We start from the raw sequence: 14943 nt of genomic DNA on the forward strand, positions 1-14943 counted from the left end.
GGAGAGGGGTGGGGTGCCCGTCTCGCACGCCGTCGCACGAGCCGGGCCCGCCGGCCCCGATGAGACACCGGCCCCGATGAGACACCGGCCTGCGCGCCGCCCGGCCCGACGAGCCACCGGCCCGCGCGCCGCCGGGCCCAGGAGAGCTACGCGGTGACGGGCTCGCGCTTGCGGTCCGTCTGGGCGGACGTGAAGAGGCTGTCCAGCGACAGCGCGCCCGGGCCGGTGAAGACCAGCAGGAACAGCGACCAGCAGTAGACGGCCGACAGTTCGCCGCCGTTCTTGATGGGGAAGAGGCCCATCGGCTGGTGGACCTTGAAGTAGGCGTACGCCATCGCGCCGGAGGCGATGAAGGCGGCGGCACGGGTGCCCAGGCCGACCAGCACGAGCGCGCCGCCGACGAGTTCGATGACGGCCGCGTACCAGCCCGGCCAACTGCCCGTCGGGACGGTGCCGCCGCTGCCGCCCGCGCCACCGAGGACGCCGAAGAGCGAGGCGGCGCCGTGGCAGGTGAACAGCAGGCCGATGACTATGCGGAACAGGCCGAGGGCGTACGGCCGGGCCTGGTCGAGACGAGCGGTGATGGTGGGCATGGGGATCCTTCGGTCGGGGACGGAACCGACGAGCCCCCCTAGGTTAGGGAGTCCTAATCAATACTTGCAAGTTCAACATTCGGTCGTTCCGCTTCCGTGGTGGAGCACGCGCGGAGGGCCGCTCGAGCCACCGCGTCCGTGTCCGAGAGCGTCACCGAGCCGACGCCCGGCCTGGCACCGGCCGCCGTCACCCAGTGGACCCCCTCCGTGGGCACGCCCAGGGCGAAGACCGCCTGGTGAGCGCGTCCCTGACCGTTGATCAGGCGATACGGGGGCGGCGTGACGTCCAGTCCGCCGGTGTCGTAGCCGTCCACGACATGAGTGCGGCACTGGCCGGATTCGAGCATCCCCGCGAGTAGCGCGTCACCAGTGCGCCTCAAGTCCGGCTCCGGCAACCGGGCCTCGATCAGGGTGCTCGCGGTCACGGACGAGCCGGGGACGTCGGGGGATTCCGCCGTGAACGCCCCGTTCCCCGTACCGATCCGCATGCGGGGGCCGACCACCGTCAGCACGCCCGCCTCGATCAGGGCCGTCATCTCCTCGACACGGCGGCGCGGCGGGCCGATCGACAGGAAGGCGTTCAGCGGTGTGTACCAGCGGTCCAGGTGGTCCCGGCGCGAGGCGCCCGCCAGGCCCGCGTGGTCGACGATCAGCCGCAGCTCGTTGCGGATGTCGCGCAGCACGTCCAGCGCGGCCTTCACCGGGCCCGCCACGTTGCCGAGCCTCGCCTCGGCCGCGTCCCGGCGCAAATGCGCCAGCAGCCAGGCGCGGAAGTCCGCCGGCGACCGGAACGTCTCGCCCGCGTGCGGGCGCGAGACCCGCTCCCACGACCACCGGTCGCCGGGCGGCACGGCGTACGCGTCGAGGGTGGCGTCCGGAGCGGACAGGAACCGGGAGCGGAAGCCCCTCGGCCACCTCAGCAGCGTCTCGTAGTACGCCGTCTCGACCTCCTTGGCGACCAGCGGCCATATCTCGCCCAGGAAGTCCGGCGGGTCGCCCGCGTCCGCCCGCTCGCGGAACGCCCGGACCACGCCGGGCGTCAGCAGCACCGGCTCGTGCCGCGCCGACGCGCCCTTCTCGTTGTCCCCGCGCGCCCGGTACGGCACGCCGCGCCGCGAACCGGCGTACAGCCGGGGCTCACGCCCCGAGGGGCGGTAGGCGCGGCCGCCCGCGCCGTCGCGTACGAACACCCCGCCCCGGCCCTCCGTCAGCAGCGCCATGTGGTCGAAGAAGTTCAGGCCCAGGCCCCGCAGCAGCACCGGTTCGCCGGGGGCGACCGGCGTCAGGTCCAGGTCCGCCGGGTTGGCGGGCGCGAAGTGGCGCAGCCCGTGGCGCGCGGCGTACCCCGCCAGGTGCTCCGACGCGGGGTCACCGCCGGCCGCCGGGAGGTGGCCCTGGGCGAGGACGACCGCGTCCAGACCGGTGAGCACCGTCCCGTCGTCCAGGACCAGGGTCCGCGGGGTGCTCCCCTCCAGGCGCACGGCCCGCGCCCCGTGCACCCGCACGGTCACCTCCGGCGGCGCCCCGGCCACCGCGCGGGCGAACGCCCATTCGAGGTAGGCGCCGTAACAGGCGCGGGTCGGGTAGTCGTCGGGGCCGAGCGGGTACGCCCGGGCGGCGGCCCACTCGTACAGGCTCGGCCCCCGGCGTACCGGACCCTCGCACGGCACGCTCTCGTCGGTGAACAGCGTCACCTGGCACGCCACCGTGTTCATCAGCAGCTCGGCCGGCTGGTCCGTGCGCCACACGCGGCCCGCGCCCGGCGGGGCGGGATCGACGACGTGGACGGTCAGGGGTGTTCCCGCGGCCAGTTCCGGGACGGAGGCGCAGAGGCGTTCGAGCACCGAGGTGCCTCGGGGACCCGCGCCGACCAGGGCCAGGGCACGCGGAGCGTGGGACGACACGACGGGAACTCCCGGGGCAGGGGGCGGTGCGGGTGCTGCCGGGGGCGGCAGGCGGGTGCCCATCATGCCGGTGGCGCGCCCCTCGTCGACCCCTTGGCCGGAGGATCTCCATCCGCTATGGGCGGGATTGTGGCAGGCCTGAACCGGACGTTCACCGGACGTTCACGGCCCGGGCGGCAGCCCCCCACGACATGCCCCCCCCGAACACGCCGGCCGCCCATGCCCCGCTCCGGCCGCCCACGCCCCGCTCCGGCCGCGCACGCCCCGTCCCTCTCGGCGGCCGCTCCGGCCGCGCACGCCCCGTGCGTCTCAGCAACCGCCCGTGTCAGCGGCCCGCCGTCAGGGACCGCTCGTGCACGGTACGGAGCTCGGCGGGGCTCCCGTCACGGCTCCGCGCCGCCGCGTGCTCCAGCCGCAGTTCCGCCGACCGCCCGTCGAGGGTGAGCGTCATGAGCTGGTTGCCGAACCACGGCCCGCCCGTGCGGCGCCAGTCGACGACCGGGGGCCCGGTGCGGGCGTGCCGCCGCAGCGCGTGGCCGATCCGCCGCCCCGCGCGGCTCCAGCTCAGGCGGAACCCCAGCCGCAGGGGCCGCGGGATCCGGTTGTGCACCGGCGAGCAGGTCAACTGGACGATCCGGGCGGACGCCGGGGGGACGCCCTCCGGCCACTCGGGTTCGGCGACGTACGCGTGGTGCACGTCGCCCGACAGCACGCACACCGTCGCCGGGGCGGCCGGCCCGCTGCCCACCTCGGCGAGCAGCCGGGTGAGCCGCTCGAAGGAGTCGGGGAAGGCCGCCCAGTGCTCCAGGTCGGCGGCCCGGCGCACCCGTTCCGCCAGCCGGGCCCACCGCTCGCCGCGCTCCCCGCGGCAGAGCGCGGCGTTCCAGTTCTCCGCCTCGTGCATCATCGGGGCCAGGAGCCACGGCAGCGAGGCCCCGAGCAGCAGGTGGTCGCACTCGTCCCCGCCGGACGGCATCTGCTCGGCGAGCCACCGCTCCTCGTCCTCGTCGAGCATCGCCCGCTTGTGCTCGTCCAGCACGCGCCCGGCCCGGTTGTCGGTCATCACCAGCCGCGTACGGCCGAAGTCCCGCCGGTAGCTCCAGCGCACCCGGGCCGGGTCGGCGTCGGCCTCCTCGGCGAAGGCGCGCAGCAGCTCCGTCCCGTCCGGGGCGGCACGGACGGCCGCGTACAGCGGATCGGTCTCCAGCTCGTCGAGGGAGAGGTTGCCCAGGTGCTGGTGGACCCAGTACGACATCAGCCCGCTGAGGATCCGCTCGCGCCACCAGCCCTTGCGGCGCATGTCGGCCACCCAGGAGGCGCTGGTGTTCCAGTCGTCGATCACGTCGTGGTCGTCGAAGATCATGCAGCTCGGGACGGTGGACAGCAGCCACCGCACCCCGGGGTCGAGCCACGATTCGTAGTAGAGGTGCGTGTACTCCTCGTAGTCCGCGACCTGGGCGCCCGGCTCCTGGCGCAGGTCCCGGCGGCCGGCCAGCCAGCGGCGGGTGTCCTTCGACGTCTCGTCCGCGTACACCTGGTCACCCAGCAGGAGCAGCACGTCGGGGCGTACGGCGCGGGGGTCGGACGCCAGCCGGGTGGCGAGCGTGTCGAGCGCGTCCGGGCCGACCGGGTCGTCGCCGCCCGCGGGCGGCGCGGCCCAGCGGCAGGACCCGAAGGAGACGCGCAGCTCGCCGGCGCCGGGCAGGGGCGTGCTGATGGTGCTGGCGGGGTAGCGGTGGCCGGGGTCGGTGGGCGGCCAGACCGGGCTGTCGTCGAGCAGCACCTCGTAGGGGGTCGTGCTCCCCGGTGTCAGGCCGGTGACGGCGATCAGGGCGTAGTGGTGCCCGGCGATCTGGAAGGTCCGGCTGCGGCCGCCGGCGCCGTCGGCGCACCGCACCTCGGCCTCGCAGGGCCGGTCGGCCTCGACCCAGACCGTCGCGCGGTCGCCGCGGTCCCAGTCGACGTACCGCAGGAGTGGTCCCAACCGCAGTCCGGCTGCCATGCCCGGCCTCCTCCGTCGAAGTCGTCGACTCGCCGACTTACCGACTTGCCGACTCGTCGTGCCCGCCGGCCCGGCGGGCGGTACCGGCCCTGGCGGCGCCGGCTCCGGCGACCCGCCCGTACTTCGTACTCGTACCTCGTACGGTACGGGCGGCGGGGCCGCCGCCGCGCGACGTCACCGCCGCCCGCGCCGCACGGCGTCCGTCCGCGGCGCCGCACGCCCTCCGTCTGCCCACCTCACGGCGCCGTACGCCCGCCGGACCCGCCCGGCCCGCCGGCCGTACCGGGCGGCCGGGCCGTACCGGGCGGCCGGTGGGCCGGTCGGGCGTACGCGGGCCGCCGGGGCCCACCGCACACCGGGCGGCCGGCGGCCGCCCGCGGAGCCGGGAGCGGTCAGCAGCCGTTGAGGACCGACTGCAACGCGCTCTTCTCGGCCGAGTCCACGCTCAGCTTGTAGTGGTACTTCACGTGTACCCACATCCGCGCGTAAGTGCAGCGGTACGCGGTGCGGGACGGGAGCCACTCGGCGGGGTCGAGGTCGCCCTTGGCCTGGTTGACGTTGTCCGTCACCGCGATGAGCTGCGGGCGGGTCAGGTCGTTGGCGAAGGCCTGGCGCTGCGAGGTGGTCCAGGCGTTGGCGCCGGAGCGCCAGGCCTCGGAGAGGGCCACCACGTGGTCGATGTCGAGGTCCGCGGCCGCGTGCCAGGTGGCGCCGTCGTACTCGGAGTACCAGCTGCCGCTGACCGCCGCACAGCTCCCGTCCTGCACGACGTTCACGCCGTCGCGCTTGAGGACCACTTCGCGGGTGTTGCAACTGCCCGACTGGGTGATCCAGTGCGGGAACAGGTCGCGGCTGTAGCCGGTGGAGGAACCTTCCGCCTTCACCGTGAGCTGGCCCAGGTAGCTGCGGGCGGTCGCGGCGCTGACCGGGGTGGGCGGGGCGGCCTGGGCGGCGGGGGCGGTGGCCAGGGCGCCGGTGACGGTGAGGGCGGCGGAAGCGGCGAGCACGGCTATTCGACGCGCGTAGACACCGGACATGGGTGACTCCCTTGGGATGTGGGGGTGGTGCCGGCCGCCGTTCGGACGGCTCGGTCATCGTGGCGGCGCCAGGTTGCCCCGGAGGATGCGCCGGGTTACAGAGTGACGACATGCGCACGTCACATCAAGGGTTCTTCCCTCTTTCTGACGTCCCGCCACCTGCCTTGTCCCGCTTTAGGGTTGACGTGTGCTGCTGCCCGTCAATGCCACGTTCGCGGCTGTTCTGGCCGTCCTGCTCGCCCTCGCCGCCACCGTCGCGGCGCTCGCCCACCTCCGGGCGCCGCGCGAGGTGGTCACCGCGGGGGTGCGGGCCGCGGTGCAGCTCGCCGCCGTGTCCCTGGTCATCGGATGGGTCGTCCGCTCCGTACCGGCGCTGCTGGCCTTCCTGCTGCTCATGTACGCGGTCGCCGTCCGCACCGCCGGGCGCCGCGTCACGCCCAACGGGACCTGGTGGTGGGCGGCCGTACCCATCGCCGCCGGGGTCGTCCCGGTGGTCGCCGCGCTGGTGCTCACCGGGCTCGTCCCGCTCCGGGGCATCGCCCTGGTCCCCGTGACGGGCATCCTCATCGGCGGGGCGCTCACCGCGACGGTGCTCGGCGGGCGGCGCGCCCTGGACGAGCTGGGCACCCGGCACGGCGAGGTCGAGGCGGGGCTGGCGATCGGGCTGACCGAACGGGACGCGCGGCTGGAGGTGGCCAGGGAGGCGGCCGCGGACGCGCTGCTGCCGGGGCTCGACCAGACCAGGACGGTGGGGCTGGTCACGCTGCCGGGCGCGTTCGTCGGGATGCTGCTGGGCGGGGCGTCCCCGCTCCAGGCCGGGGCGGTGCAGCTATTCGTGCTGGTGGGGCTGATGGCGGTGCAGGGCGTGGCGGTGGCGGCGACCCTGGAGCTGGTGGCGCGGGGCAGGCTGCACCGGGGCGGCTCCGGGGGACGGGGTGACGGGGGAGCGGCGGGCGGCGGGCGGTGACCTGCGAGGGGAGGCGGCCCGCGAGGGGGCGGGTGCGCAGATCACGTACCCTGGACGGAGCAGAAGGGGAGTAGCTCTTCGCCGGAACGTCGACATACTGCCGGGCCCTGTGCCCGGCCGGCGCCCGGAGGCACGCCGGACCGGCGGGCCAGCGAGACCTTCGGCAACAGCAGTGCCATGCCCACATCCATGGCGCCGCCGTGCCGGAGCGACCCCTGGACGTCTCTTCTCGGCCCGGCGGAGCCCGACCGACAGAGGAACCCATCCCGTGCTCAGCCTCACGATCATGGCGATCACCTTCGGCGTCGTCTTCCTCGCCGAACTCCCCGACAAGACCGCCCTCGCCGGCCTCATGCTGGGCACCCGCTACCGCGCGTCCTACGTCTTCGTGGGCGTCGCCGCCGCCTTCGCGGTCCACGTGGTGCTCGCCGTCGCCGCCGGCAGCGTCCTGACCCTCCTGCCGCACCGGCTGGTGCAGGCCCTGGTCGGCGTGCTGTTCCTGGCCGGGGCGGCCGTGCTGCTGCTGCGGAAGGGCGGCGACGACGAGGAGAACATCAAGGCCCCGGCCGACCAGTCCTTCTGGAAGGTCTCCGGGGCGGGCTTCATGCTGATCCTGGTCGCGGAGTTCGGCGACCTGACGCAGATCATGACCGCGAACCTGGCCGCCCGCTACGACGACCCGCTCTCCGTGGGCATCGGCGCCGTACTCGCCCTGTGGGCGGTCGCGGGCATCGGCATCCTCGGCGGCCGGACGCTGATGAGGTACGTACCGCTGCGGCTGATCACCAGGGTCGCCGCCTGCCTGATGCTGGCACTGGCGGGCTTCAGCCTGTACGAGGCCCTGGCGCCCTGACCCCCGGGCGGCGCCCGCCGCGGTGACGCAGGGGCTACGCGGTGATGTGGAGGCGGATCGCGGTGACGCCGTCCGCCTCCACCGCCTCCACGCGTACATGCGTCAGGTCCGGTACGTGGACGTCGGGGCCGAACGCGCCGGCGCGCGGGCCCACGCCCACCACCCGCATCCCGGCGGCGCGGCCGGCCTGGATGCCCGCCTCGGAGTCCTCGAACACCACGCAGTCGGCCGGCCCGAAGCCCAGCTCCGCCGCGCCCTTCAGGAACCCCTCCGGGTCCGGCTTGCTCGCGCCCACGCACTCCGCGGTCACCCGCACCTCCGGCATGGGCAGCCCGGCCGCGCCCATGCGGGCTCGGGCGAGGGGCCCGTCGGCCGAGGTGACCAGGGCGTGCGGCAGCCCGGCGACGGCGGCCATGAACGCGGGCGCACCGCCGACCGGCACGACCCCGTCCAGGTCGGCGGTCTCCTCCGCGAGCATCGCGCGGTTGTCGGCGTGGTTCTCCGACATGGGGCGGTCCGGGAGGAGGACGGCCATCGTGGCGTACCCCTGGCGGCCGTGGACGACCTTCAGGGCCTCCTCCGGGTCCAGGCCGTGCCGGAGCGCCCAGCGGCGCCAGCAGCGCTCCACCACCGCGTCCGAGTTCACGAGCGTGCCGTCCATGTCGAGCAGGAGGGCGCGGGTGGTCAGGACGGAGGGGGAAGGGGCGGCCGGCATCGGCGATCTCCACGGGGGATGGGGAGAAAAGGGAACGAAGTGGCCCGCCCGCCGGTCAGGGTATACGGGCGGGACCACTTTGTTCTTCCACGATACAAAACCGAGCGCCCAGATGCCAGTCCGCCCCCCGGCCCCCGTCCCGGCCCCCGTCCCGGCCCCGTCCGCGGCCGACCCGGCCCCGGCCCGGCCTCGTCAGCGGCCGACCCGGCCCCGGCCCCGCCCCTGTCAGCGGCCGGCCCGCGTCGTGACCCCGGCCCGGCCCCCGGTCAGCGCCCCCGGCCCCCGGTCAGCGCCCCGTCGTCTCGGACTCCAGCCACTGGCGGGTCTCCGGGCCGTACACGCCCCACTCGTCGCCCTCCAGGTCGCGGGCCTCCTGGTACTGGCCGACGCCCCACTCCACCTGGTCGTTGTAGCGGCCGTTCATCGGCCCGTCGTACAGGCCCGCCTCCCGCAGCCGCCGCTGCAACTCCGCGACCTCCGGGCCCCGGTCGCCGCGCGCCAGCGTCACCGGCTCCCCGGGCGACGGCTCCTGGACCGGCCCACGGCTGCGCAGCGGCGACGCCGAGACGCTCGCCCGGTCCTTCGGGGTGCCGCTCGCGGTGGCCGGCGCGGACGCCGGCGCCGTGGTCGTCGCGGCCCCCGGCGGGGAAGCGGACACGAACGCGGAGGCGGACGCGGAGACGGTGGCCGACGAGGACGCCGAGGCGGAGGGGGACACCGAGGGCGACGCCGGTCCGGACGTCTCCGGCGGGCCCTCGGGCGCGCTCGGCCACGCGGGCGTGCTGGGCCCCAGGTCGGGCAGCACCCGGTCCGCCTCCCCGTCCCCGCCGAACAGCCCGCCCGCGAAGCCCGCCACGCCCACCACCGCGAGCACCGCGGCCACGGTGCCCACCACGGCGTACGGGCGGCGCGCGCGGCTCCTGGACCGCGCCTCCGCCCGGGCCCGGGCGCGCGCCCCGGCCCGGGCGCCGTGCGACGGCCCCGCCTCCGCCAGCGGCACCAGCTCCGGCTCCAGCGGCACGTACAACGGCATGGTGGACACGGGCGACGCCGGCCCCCCGCCGTGCTCCGCCCGGAGGTTCACGTACGGACGTATGCCCAGCGTGTCCTCCGTGGAGGCACAACCGCAGTCACCGTCGCACTCAGGACACACCTGTCCCGTCAATGTGGGCCCCTCCCCTTGAACTGCGAGCGATTATGCAGCCCGCCGGGCCCTCCGGAGGACCATCCTCCGCCTCTCCGGCACCGTTCGGCGGGCCGTATCGGGACGAAGCACCCAGGATGGGATGAGGGTACGAGGGGTACGCGTCCGACCCGTCGCCCGGCGGACCACGGCCACGCGCCGATCACGGCCCCGCGCGGCCACGGCCCGCGCGGGGCACGGCGACGCACGACCACCGCCCCGGCGACCACGGCCCGCGAGACGACGAGGGAGAAGCCATGGCGCAGGAAGTGACCACCCCGGCCACCGGCCCCGCCCCAGGACAGGGGCAGAACCGGCGCACCGTCCTGGTGGCCATCGGCGCCCTGCTGCTCGGCATGCTGCTGGCGGCACTCGACCAGACCATCGTCTCCACCGCCCTGCCGACCATCGTCAGCGAACTCGGCGGCATGGAGCACCTGTCCTGGGTCGTCACCGCCTACATGCTCGCCTCGACCGCCGGCACGCCCCTGTGGGGCAAGCTGGGCGACCAGTACGGGCGCAAGAAGCTCTTCCAGACCGCCATCGTCATCTTCCTCATCGGCTCGGCCCTGTGCGGCATCGCGCAGAACATGCCGCAGCTCATCGCCTTCCGCGCCGTCCAGGGCCTGGGCGGCGGCGGCCTGATGGTGCTGTCCATGGCGATCGTCGGGGACCTCGTCCCGCCGCGGGAGCGCGGCAGGTACCAGGGCCTGTTCGGCGCCGTCTTCGGGGCCACCAGCATCCTCGGACCGCTCCTCGGCGGGCTGTTCACCCAGCACCTCTCCTGGCGCTGGGTGTTCTACATCAACCTCCCCATCGGGGTCGTCGCCCTCTTCGTCATCGCCGCCGTCCTGCACATCCCGGTGCGCTCCAGCCGCCACGCCATCGACTACCTCGGCACCGTCCTCATCGCCTCGGTCGCCACCTGCCTCGTCCTCGTGGCGTCCCTCGGCGGCACCACCTGGGGCTGGGGATCGGCGCCGATCATCGGCCTCGCCGTCCTCGGCGCCGTCCTCCTCGTCTGGTTCGTGCGCGTCGAGCGGCGTGCCGCCGAGCCCGTCCTGCCGCTGAAGCTGTTCCGGATCCGCACCTTCACGCTCGTCTCCGTCATCAGCTTCGTCGTGGGCTTCGCGATGTTCGGCGCGATGACCTACCTGCCGACCTTCCTCCAGGTCGTACGGGGGGTCACTCCGACCATGTCCGGGGTGCACATGCTGCCGATGGTGCTTGGCATGCTGATCACCTCCACCGCCTCCGGCCAGATCGTCAGCCGCACCGGTCGCTGGAAGGTCTTCCCCATCGTGGGGACCGGCGTCACCGCGCTCGGTCTGGTCCTGCTGCACCGCATGGAGGAGACCAGCTCGGACGGCGAGATCAGCCTCTACTTCTTCGTCTTCGGCGCCGGACTCGGCCTCGTCATGCAGGTCCTGGTGCTGGTGGTGCAGAACGCCGTCGCGTACGAGGACCTCGGCGTCGCCACCTCCGGCGCCACGTTCTTCCGCTCCATCGGGGCGTCCTTCGGCGTCGCCGTCTTCGGCACCGTCTTCACCAACCGGCTCACCGGCAAACTCGCCGACGCCCTCGCCGGCCGCGAACTGCCGCCCGGCACCGGCCCCGACCGGCTCGCCGCCGACCCGCGTGCCATCGCCGCGCTCCCGGCCGACCTGCGCCCCGGCGTCCTGCACGCGTACGCGACCTCCATCACCGACGTCTTCCTGTACGCGGCGCCCGTCGTCGTCCTCGCCTTCGCCGTCGCCTGGCTGCTGCGGGAGGACCGGCTGCGCGGCGCCGTCACCGCGCCCGATCCCAGCCAGACCGTGGCCTCCAACCCCGTCGAGCGCTCCTCGTACGACGAGTGCGCCCGCGCCCTGTCGGTGCTCGGCTCCCGCGAGGGCCGCAAGGAGATCTACGAGCGGATCACCGCCCGCGCGGGCCTGGACCTGCTGCCCGCCGCGAGCTGGCTGCTGCTGCGGGTGCGCCGCCACGGCGCCGTGGAGCCCGCCCGGCTCGCCGACACCACCCCCGTACCGATCAGGGCCGTCACCGAGGCCGCCCGGCAGCTTGAGGAGCGGCACCTGGTGCGCCGCGAGGGTCTCCAGCTCCTGCTGACCGACGAGGGCATGGACGTCGCCGGCCGGCTCGCCCACGCCCGCGAGGAGTCCCTGGCGGAGCTGCTCGGCGACTGGTGGGGGCCGGCTCGGCCGACCGACCTGGTGCGGCTCGTGGAGGAGCTGACGGCCGAACTGTGCGGCTCCCGCCAGGAACGGCCGCGGACCGCCGCCCCCCGCCGGGACCATACGGCCTGACCGCGCCCGGGTCGTGTCCGCGAAGTCCCGCCCGGTAGGCGGTGTCGCGGACACTCCCTATCGGGTGGGCAGCTCCTTGCCGTACCAGACCTCCATGTACGGGCCCTCGCGGTACGCCGGGATCTCGCGGTAGCCGTGGCGGGTGTACAGCGCCCGCGCCTCGACGAGGTCCAGCCGGGTGTTGAGCACGACGCGCCGGGCGCCCAGCTTGGTCGCGGCCTCCTCCAGGGCGTCCATCAGCAGTGCGGCGCCGCCGGTGCCGCGGAAGGCGTGGCGCACGAAGACCCGGGTGAGCTCCGCCCGTCCGGCGTCCAGCAGGACCACCCCGCCGCACGCCGCCGGCTCCCCGTTCGCGCGGCCGACGACGAACCGGCCCGTCGGCGGGGCGAGCCGGTCCAGGCCCTCGTTGAGGATCCCGTCGTCGATCTCCTCCGCCGTGATGGGCCGGTTGTAGTAGCGGGCGGCCACGTCGTAGTAGTAGTCGACGCGCAGCGCGGTGGCATCGGGGCTGTCGTAACGCTCGGGACGGACGGTCCAGTTGGGGTTCGTCATGGTGCGTCCCTATCCGACCGGCCCGCCGTTTGGCCAACGTATTAGCGGCAACACGGCCGTCGAACAGACACGGAAGAACCCCGACCCCCGGATCGAGGGAAGACAGTCATGTCCACTGTCCTGATCGTCGGCGCTCTGGTCGTCGTCTTCGTCGCCGTCGTGGCCGCGGTCCTGTACGCCGGGCCCGGCAGGGCCGGCGGGCGACGCGGCCGTGGCCTGAAGCGCCGGTTCGGCCCCGAGTACGAGCGGACCGTCGCCCGGCACGACGGCGACACCAAGGCCGCCGAGCGCGAACTCGCCGAGCGCGTCGACCGCCACGGCGACCTGCGCACCCGGCCGCTGACGCGTGAGGCCCGCGAGCGGTACGTGGCCCTGTGGGCCGGTCTCCAGGAGCAGTTCGTCGACGCGCCGCGCCAGGCCGTCACCGAGGCGGACCGGCTCCTGGCCCGGCTGGCCGAGGAGCGCGGCTTCCCGGCGGCGTCCGCGTACGAGGAGCAGGTCGCCGCGCTGTCGGTGCACCACGCCGAACACGTCGACGGCTACCGCCGGGTGCACCGCACCGCCCGGCTGGAGGGCCACACCACCAACGTCGGTACCGAGGAGCTGCGCGGCGCCATGCTGGACGCGCGGCGGCTTTTCGAGGAACTCGTGACCGAGCACCCCGAGGACCACGCCCGGCACGCCCCGCGCCGTCAGGCCGGGCGCGCCCACCGGGTGCACGCCCCGTGGCAGCCGAAGGGGAGTGGTGCCTGATGTCCGCCCGCAACCCCCTGGACCCGCACGCGGCCACCGGCACGCACGCCGACCCGGCCCCCGGCGCCGCGCACAAGGACCCCGGCACCGCTCCGGGCACCCACCCGGACCCGGCCTCGGGCACGGACCCCCGGGCGTCCGACCGCGCGGGGGCCCCGGACGCCTCTGTGCCCCCGAAGCCCCGCACCTCACCGGATCCGGTCGCGCCGGTCGCCCCGGTCGTGCCGGTCACGCCCGTCGCCCCCGACACCGGCCCCGGCGACCCCACCGATTCCGGGACGCCCGGCGGGCCCGGCGTCCACACCGGCGCCGACGTCCGCACCCTGCACGAGGCCCACGCCGAGGCCGACTCCCGTCCCGACACCGACTCCCGTCCCGACACCGACGCCGGTGCCGACTCCCGTACCGGGGCCGACTCCCCCGACGGGACGGGCGCCCGCGGGGTGGCGGGGGTGTCGGAGCCGCTGGTGGCGCGGAGCGTGCGGGACGAGCTCGCCGCGCGCCTGCACCAGGCGTTCACCGACTTCGTCGACGGCCCGCACCGGTCCGTGAAGGAGGCCGCCGACGTGCTGGACGCGGCCGCGGACCACCTCACGACCGCGCTGGCCGAGCACCGCCGGGCGCTGCGCGCCGACTGGGACCACGACGAGGAGGAGCCGGACACGGAGCGGCTGCGCATCACGCTCCAGGCCTACCGCGCCATGGCGGAGCGCCTGCTCAAGGTGTGACCCGCCGGGGGCGACGAGGGGCGGTCAGGCCGCCACGCGGGCGATCAGCATCCCGTCGTACCCCTTCCCGCCGACCGTCTGGAGCGCCGTGGCGTCCAGCCGCGGATCGCGGGCCACCAGGTCGAACAGTTCACGTGTCGCGATCACCGCCGGGTCCGTCGAGGACTCGTCGGTGATCGCGCCGCCGCGTACCACGTTGTCCACGACGACCAGGCTGCCCGGCCGGGTCAGTCGCAGCGCCCACTCGACGTACCGGGGGTTGTTCGGCTTGTCGGCGTCGATGAAGACCAGGTCGAACGGGCCCACGCCCTCCTCGGCCAGTTTCGGCAGCGTGTCGAGGGCGGCGCCCGTCCGGACCTCGGCCACCCCGTCGAGCCCCGCCCTCGCGAGGTTCGCCCGGGCGACGTCGGCGTGCCGGGGGTCGTACTCCAGCGAGACCAGCCTGCCGTCCGCCGGCAGTGCGCGGGCCAGCCACAGGGTGCTGTAGCCGCCGAGCGTGCCGATCTCCAGGATCGTGCGGGCGCCCTGCGTACGGGCCAGCAGGTGCAGCAGTTTGCCCTGCGGCGGCGTGACGCCGATCGCGGGCAGCCCCGCCGCGTCGCTGTCGGCGAGGGCGGCGGCCAGTGCCTCGTCGGCGGGCGCCAGCATGTCGGTGAGGTAGTCGTCCACGGCGGTCCATCGCTCTTGGCTCATACAGCCGAACGTACGGCACGCCCCGCCCGCGGGGCCGTACGTATCCGGCCGTGTCACCCGCGTCCGGCGAGGGCCGCGATGTGCGCCGGCACCGGCAGCCCGGCGGGCAGCGGCAGGCCGGGCCCGGGGGCGCCGAAGACCGGCCGGAACACGGGAAAGCCCCGGTGAACGGTGTTCACCGGGGCTTCGCGTCATCGGGGCGGGGCGGCTCAGTACCAGCCGTTGGACTGCCAGAAGTTCCAGGCGCCGCACGGGCTGCCGTAGCGGTCGTTCATGTAGTCCAGGCCCCACTCGATCTGGGTGGCGGGGTTGGTCTTCCAGTCGGCGCCGGCGGAGGACATCTTCGAGGCCGGCAGGGCCTGCACCAGGCCGTACGCGCCGGAGGAGGCGTTGGTGGCGCTGGGGTTCCAGCCGGACTCGTGCTCCACGATCTTGCTGAAGCACTGGTACTGACCCGCCGGGACCATCTTCTTCGCGATGTCCTGCGCGGAGGCGGCCGAAGCCGGACCGGTGGTGCCCAGCACGGCGCCGGTGGCACCCAGCAGCACGGCGGCGCCGGCGGCGATGGACTTGGGACGGGCGGAGAAACGGCTGGCGAGCGAGCGGAACACGTAGCGACCTAACGTCGGGGACACGGGGAGTCGCGGAGGCATGCCG

At 74.8% G+C, this 14943-nt stretch carries 15 protein-coding genes; 5 read left to right on the forward strand and 10 right to left on the reverse strand.

Features of this window, described 5'->3' with window-relative positions; translation table 11 throughout:
- Positions 1-146: 146 nt before the first annotated feature.
- From ACF068_RS25070 to ACF068_RS25085, 4 genes are all read right to left on the reverse strand, one after another.
- On the reverse strand, positions 147-584 hold the full coding sequence (locus tag ACF068_RS25070) for a DoxX family protein (RefSeq protein ID WP_392276683.1): 438 nt from the start codon (positions 582-584) through the stop codon (positions 147-149).
- Positions 585-646: 62 nt separating this feature from the next.
- Positions 647-2560 carry an FAD/NAD(P)-binding protein gene (locus tag ACF068_RS25075; RefSeq protein WP_392276684.1) on the reverse strand — a complete coding sequence of 638 codons (1914 nt, stop codon included), beginning with the start codon at positions 2558-2560 and terminating at the stop codon, positions 647-649.
- Positions 2561-2822: 262 nt separating this feature from the next.
- Positions 2823-4499 (reverse strand): alkaline phosphatase D family protein, encoded by a 1677-nt coding sequence (locus tag ACF068_RS25080; RefSeq protein WP_392276539.1) that lies wholly within the window; start codon positions 4497-4499, stop codon positions 2823-2825.
- A 392-nt stretch (positions 4500-4891) separates the two neighbouring features.
- On the reverse strand, positions 4892-5536 hold the full coding sequence (locus tag ACF068_RS25085) for an HNH endonuclease family protein (protein WP_392276540.1): 645 nt from the start codon (positions 5534-5536) through the stop codon (positions 4892-4894).
- A gap of 187 nt (positions 5537-5723) precedes the next feature.
- On the opposite strand from ACF068_RS25085, the gene ACF068_RS25090 reads away from it, so the two are divergent.
- Positions 5724-6503 carry an ABC transporter permease gene (locus tag ACF068_RS25090; protein WP_392276541.1) on the forward strand — a complete coding sequence of 260 codons (780 nt, stop codon included), beginning with the start codon at positions 5724-5726 and terminating at the stop codon, positions 6501-6503.
- Positions 6504-6771: 268 nt separating this feature from the next.
- A complete protein-coding gene (locus tag ACF068_RS25095; RefSeq protein WP_392276542.1) occupies positions 6772-7356 on the forward strand; it encodes a TMEM165/GDT1 family protein in 585 nt (194 codons plus the stop codon).
- A 34-nt stretch (positions 7357-7390) separates the two neighbouring features.
- Here ACF068_RS25095 and ACF068_RS25100 read toward each other — a convergent pair whose 3' ends face one another.
- Positions 7391-8071 carry an HAD family hydrolase gene (locus ACF068_RS25100; RefSeq protein WP_392276543.1) on the reverse strand — a complete coding sequence of 227 codons (681 nt, stop codon included), beginning with the start codon at positions 8069-8071 and terminating at the stop codon, positions 7391-7393.
- A 286-nt stretch (positions 8072-8357) separates the two neighbouring features.
- Positions 8358-9104, reverse strand: coding sequence for a peptidoglycan-binding protein (locus ACF068_RS25105; protein ID WP_392276544.1), 747 nt, complete (start codon positions 9102-9104; stop codon positions 8358-8360).
- A 407-nt stretch (positions 9105-9511) separates the two neighbouring features.
- On the opposite strand from ACF068_RS25105, the gene ACF068_RS25110 reads away from it, so the two are divergent.
- Entirely contained in the window at positions 9512-11560 is a 2049-nt protein-coding gene (locus ACF068_RS25110) for an MFS transporter (RefSeq protein WP_392276545.1), read from the forward strand.
- A gap of 57 nt (positions 11561-11617) precedes the next feature.
- On the opposite strand, the gene ACF068_RS25115 is transcribed toward ACF068_RS25110, so the two are convergent.
- Complete coding sequence (locus ACF068_RS25115) at positions 11618-12112, reverse strand: GNAT family N-acetyltransferase (RefSeq protein ID WP_392276546.1); 495 nt, start codon at positions 12110-12112, stop codon at positions 11618-11620.
- A gap of 108 nt (positions 12113-12220) precedes the next feature.
- Between ACF068_RS25115 and ACF068_RS25120 the strand changes: the two genes are divergently transcribed.
- Complete coding sequence (locus ACF068_RS25120) at positions 12221-12865, forward strand: hypothetical protein (RefSeq protein WP_392276547.1); 645 nt, start codon at positions 12221-12223, stop codon at positions 12863-12865.
- Complete coding sequence (locus ACF068_RS25125; RefSeq protein WP_392276548.1) at positions 12838-13593, forward strand: hypothetical protein; 756 nt, start codon at positions 12838-12840, stop codon at positions 13591-13593. Before ACF068_RS25120 ends, ACF068_RS25125 begins: the two co-directional genes overlap by 28 nt.
- A 24-nt stretch (positions 13594-13617) precedes the next feature.
- Here ACF068_RS25125 and ACF068_RS25130 read toward each other — a convergent pair whose 3' ends face one another.
- The 3 genes from ACF068_RS25130 to ACF068_RS25140 are packed head-to-tail and all read right to left on the reverse strand — an operon-like array spanning position 13618 to position 14897.
- Positions 13618-14286: an O-methyltransferase gene (locus ACF068_RS25130; protein ID WP_392276549.1), complete on the reverse strand. Its 669-nt coding sequence runs from the start codon at positions 14284-14286 to the stop codon at positions 13618-13620.
- A gap of 53 nt (positions 14287-14339) precedes the next feature.
- Complete coding sequence (locus tag ACF068_RS25135; RefSeq protein ID WP_392276550.1) at positions 14340-14465, reverse strand: hypothetical protein; 126 nt, start codon at positions 14463-14465, stop codon at positions 14340-14342.
- Positions 14466-14495: 30 nt separating this feature from the next.
- Positions 14496-14897 carry a transglycosylase SLT domain-containing protein gene (locus tag ACF068_RS25140; RefSeq protein WP_392276551.1) on the reverse strand — a complete coding sequence of 134 codons (402 nt, stop codon included), beginning with the start codon at positions 14895-14897 and terminating at the stop codon, positions 14496-14498.
- Positions 14898-14943 lie beyond the last annotated feature (46 nt).

The organism is Streptomyces sp. NPDC016309, from assembly GCF_043077235.1.
In the GTDB taxonomy this organism is placed as follows: Bacteria; Actinomycetota; Actinomycetes; order Streptomycetales; family Streptomycetaceae; genus Streptomyces.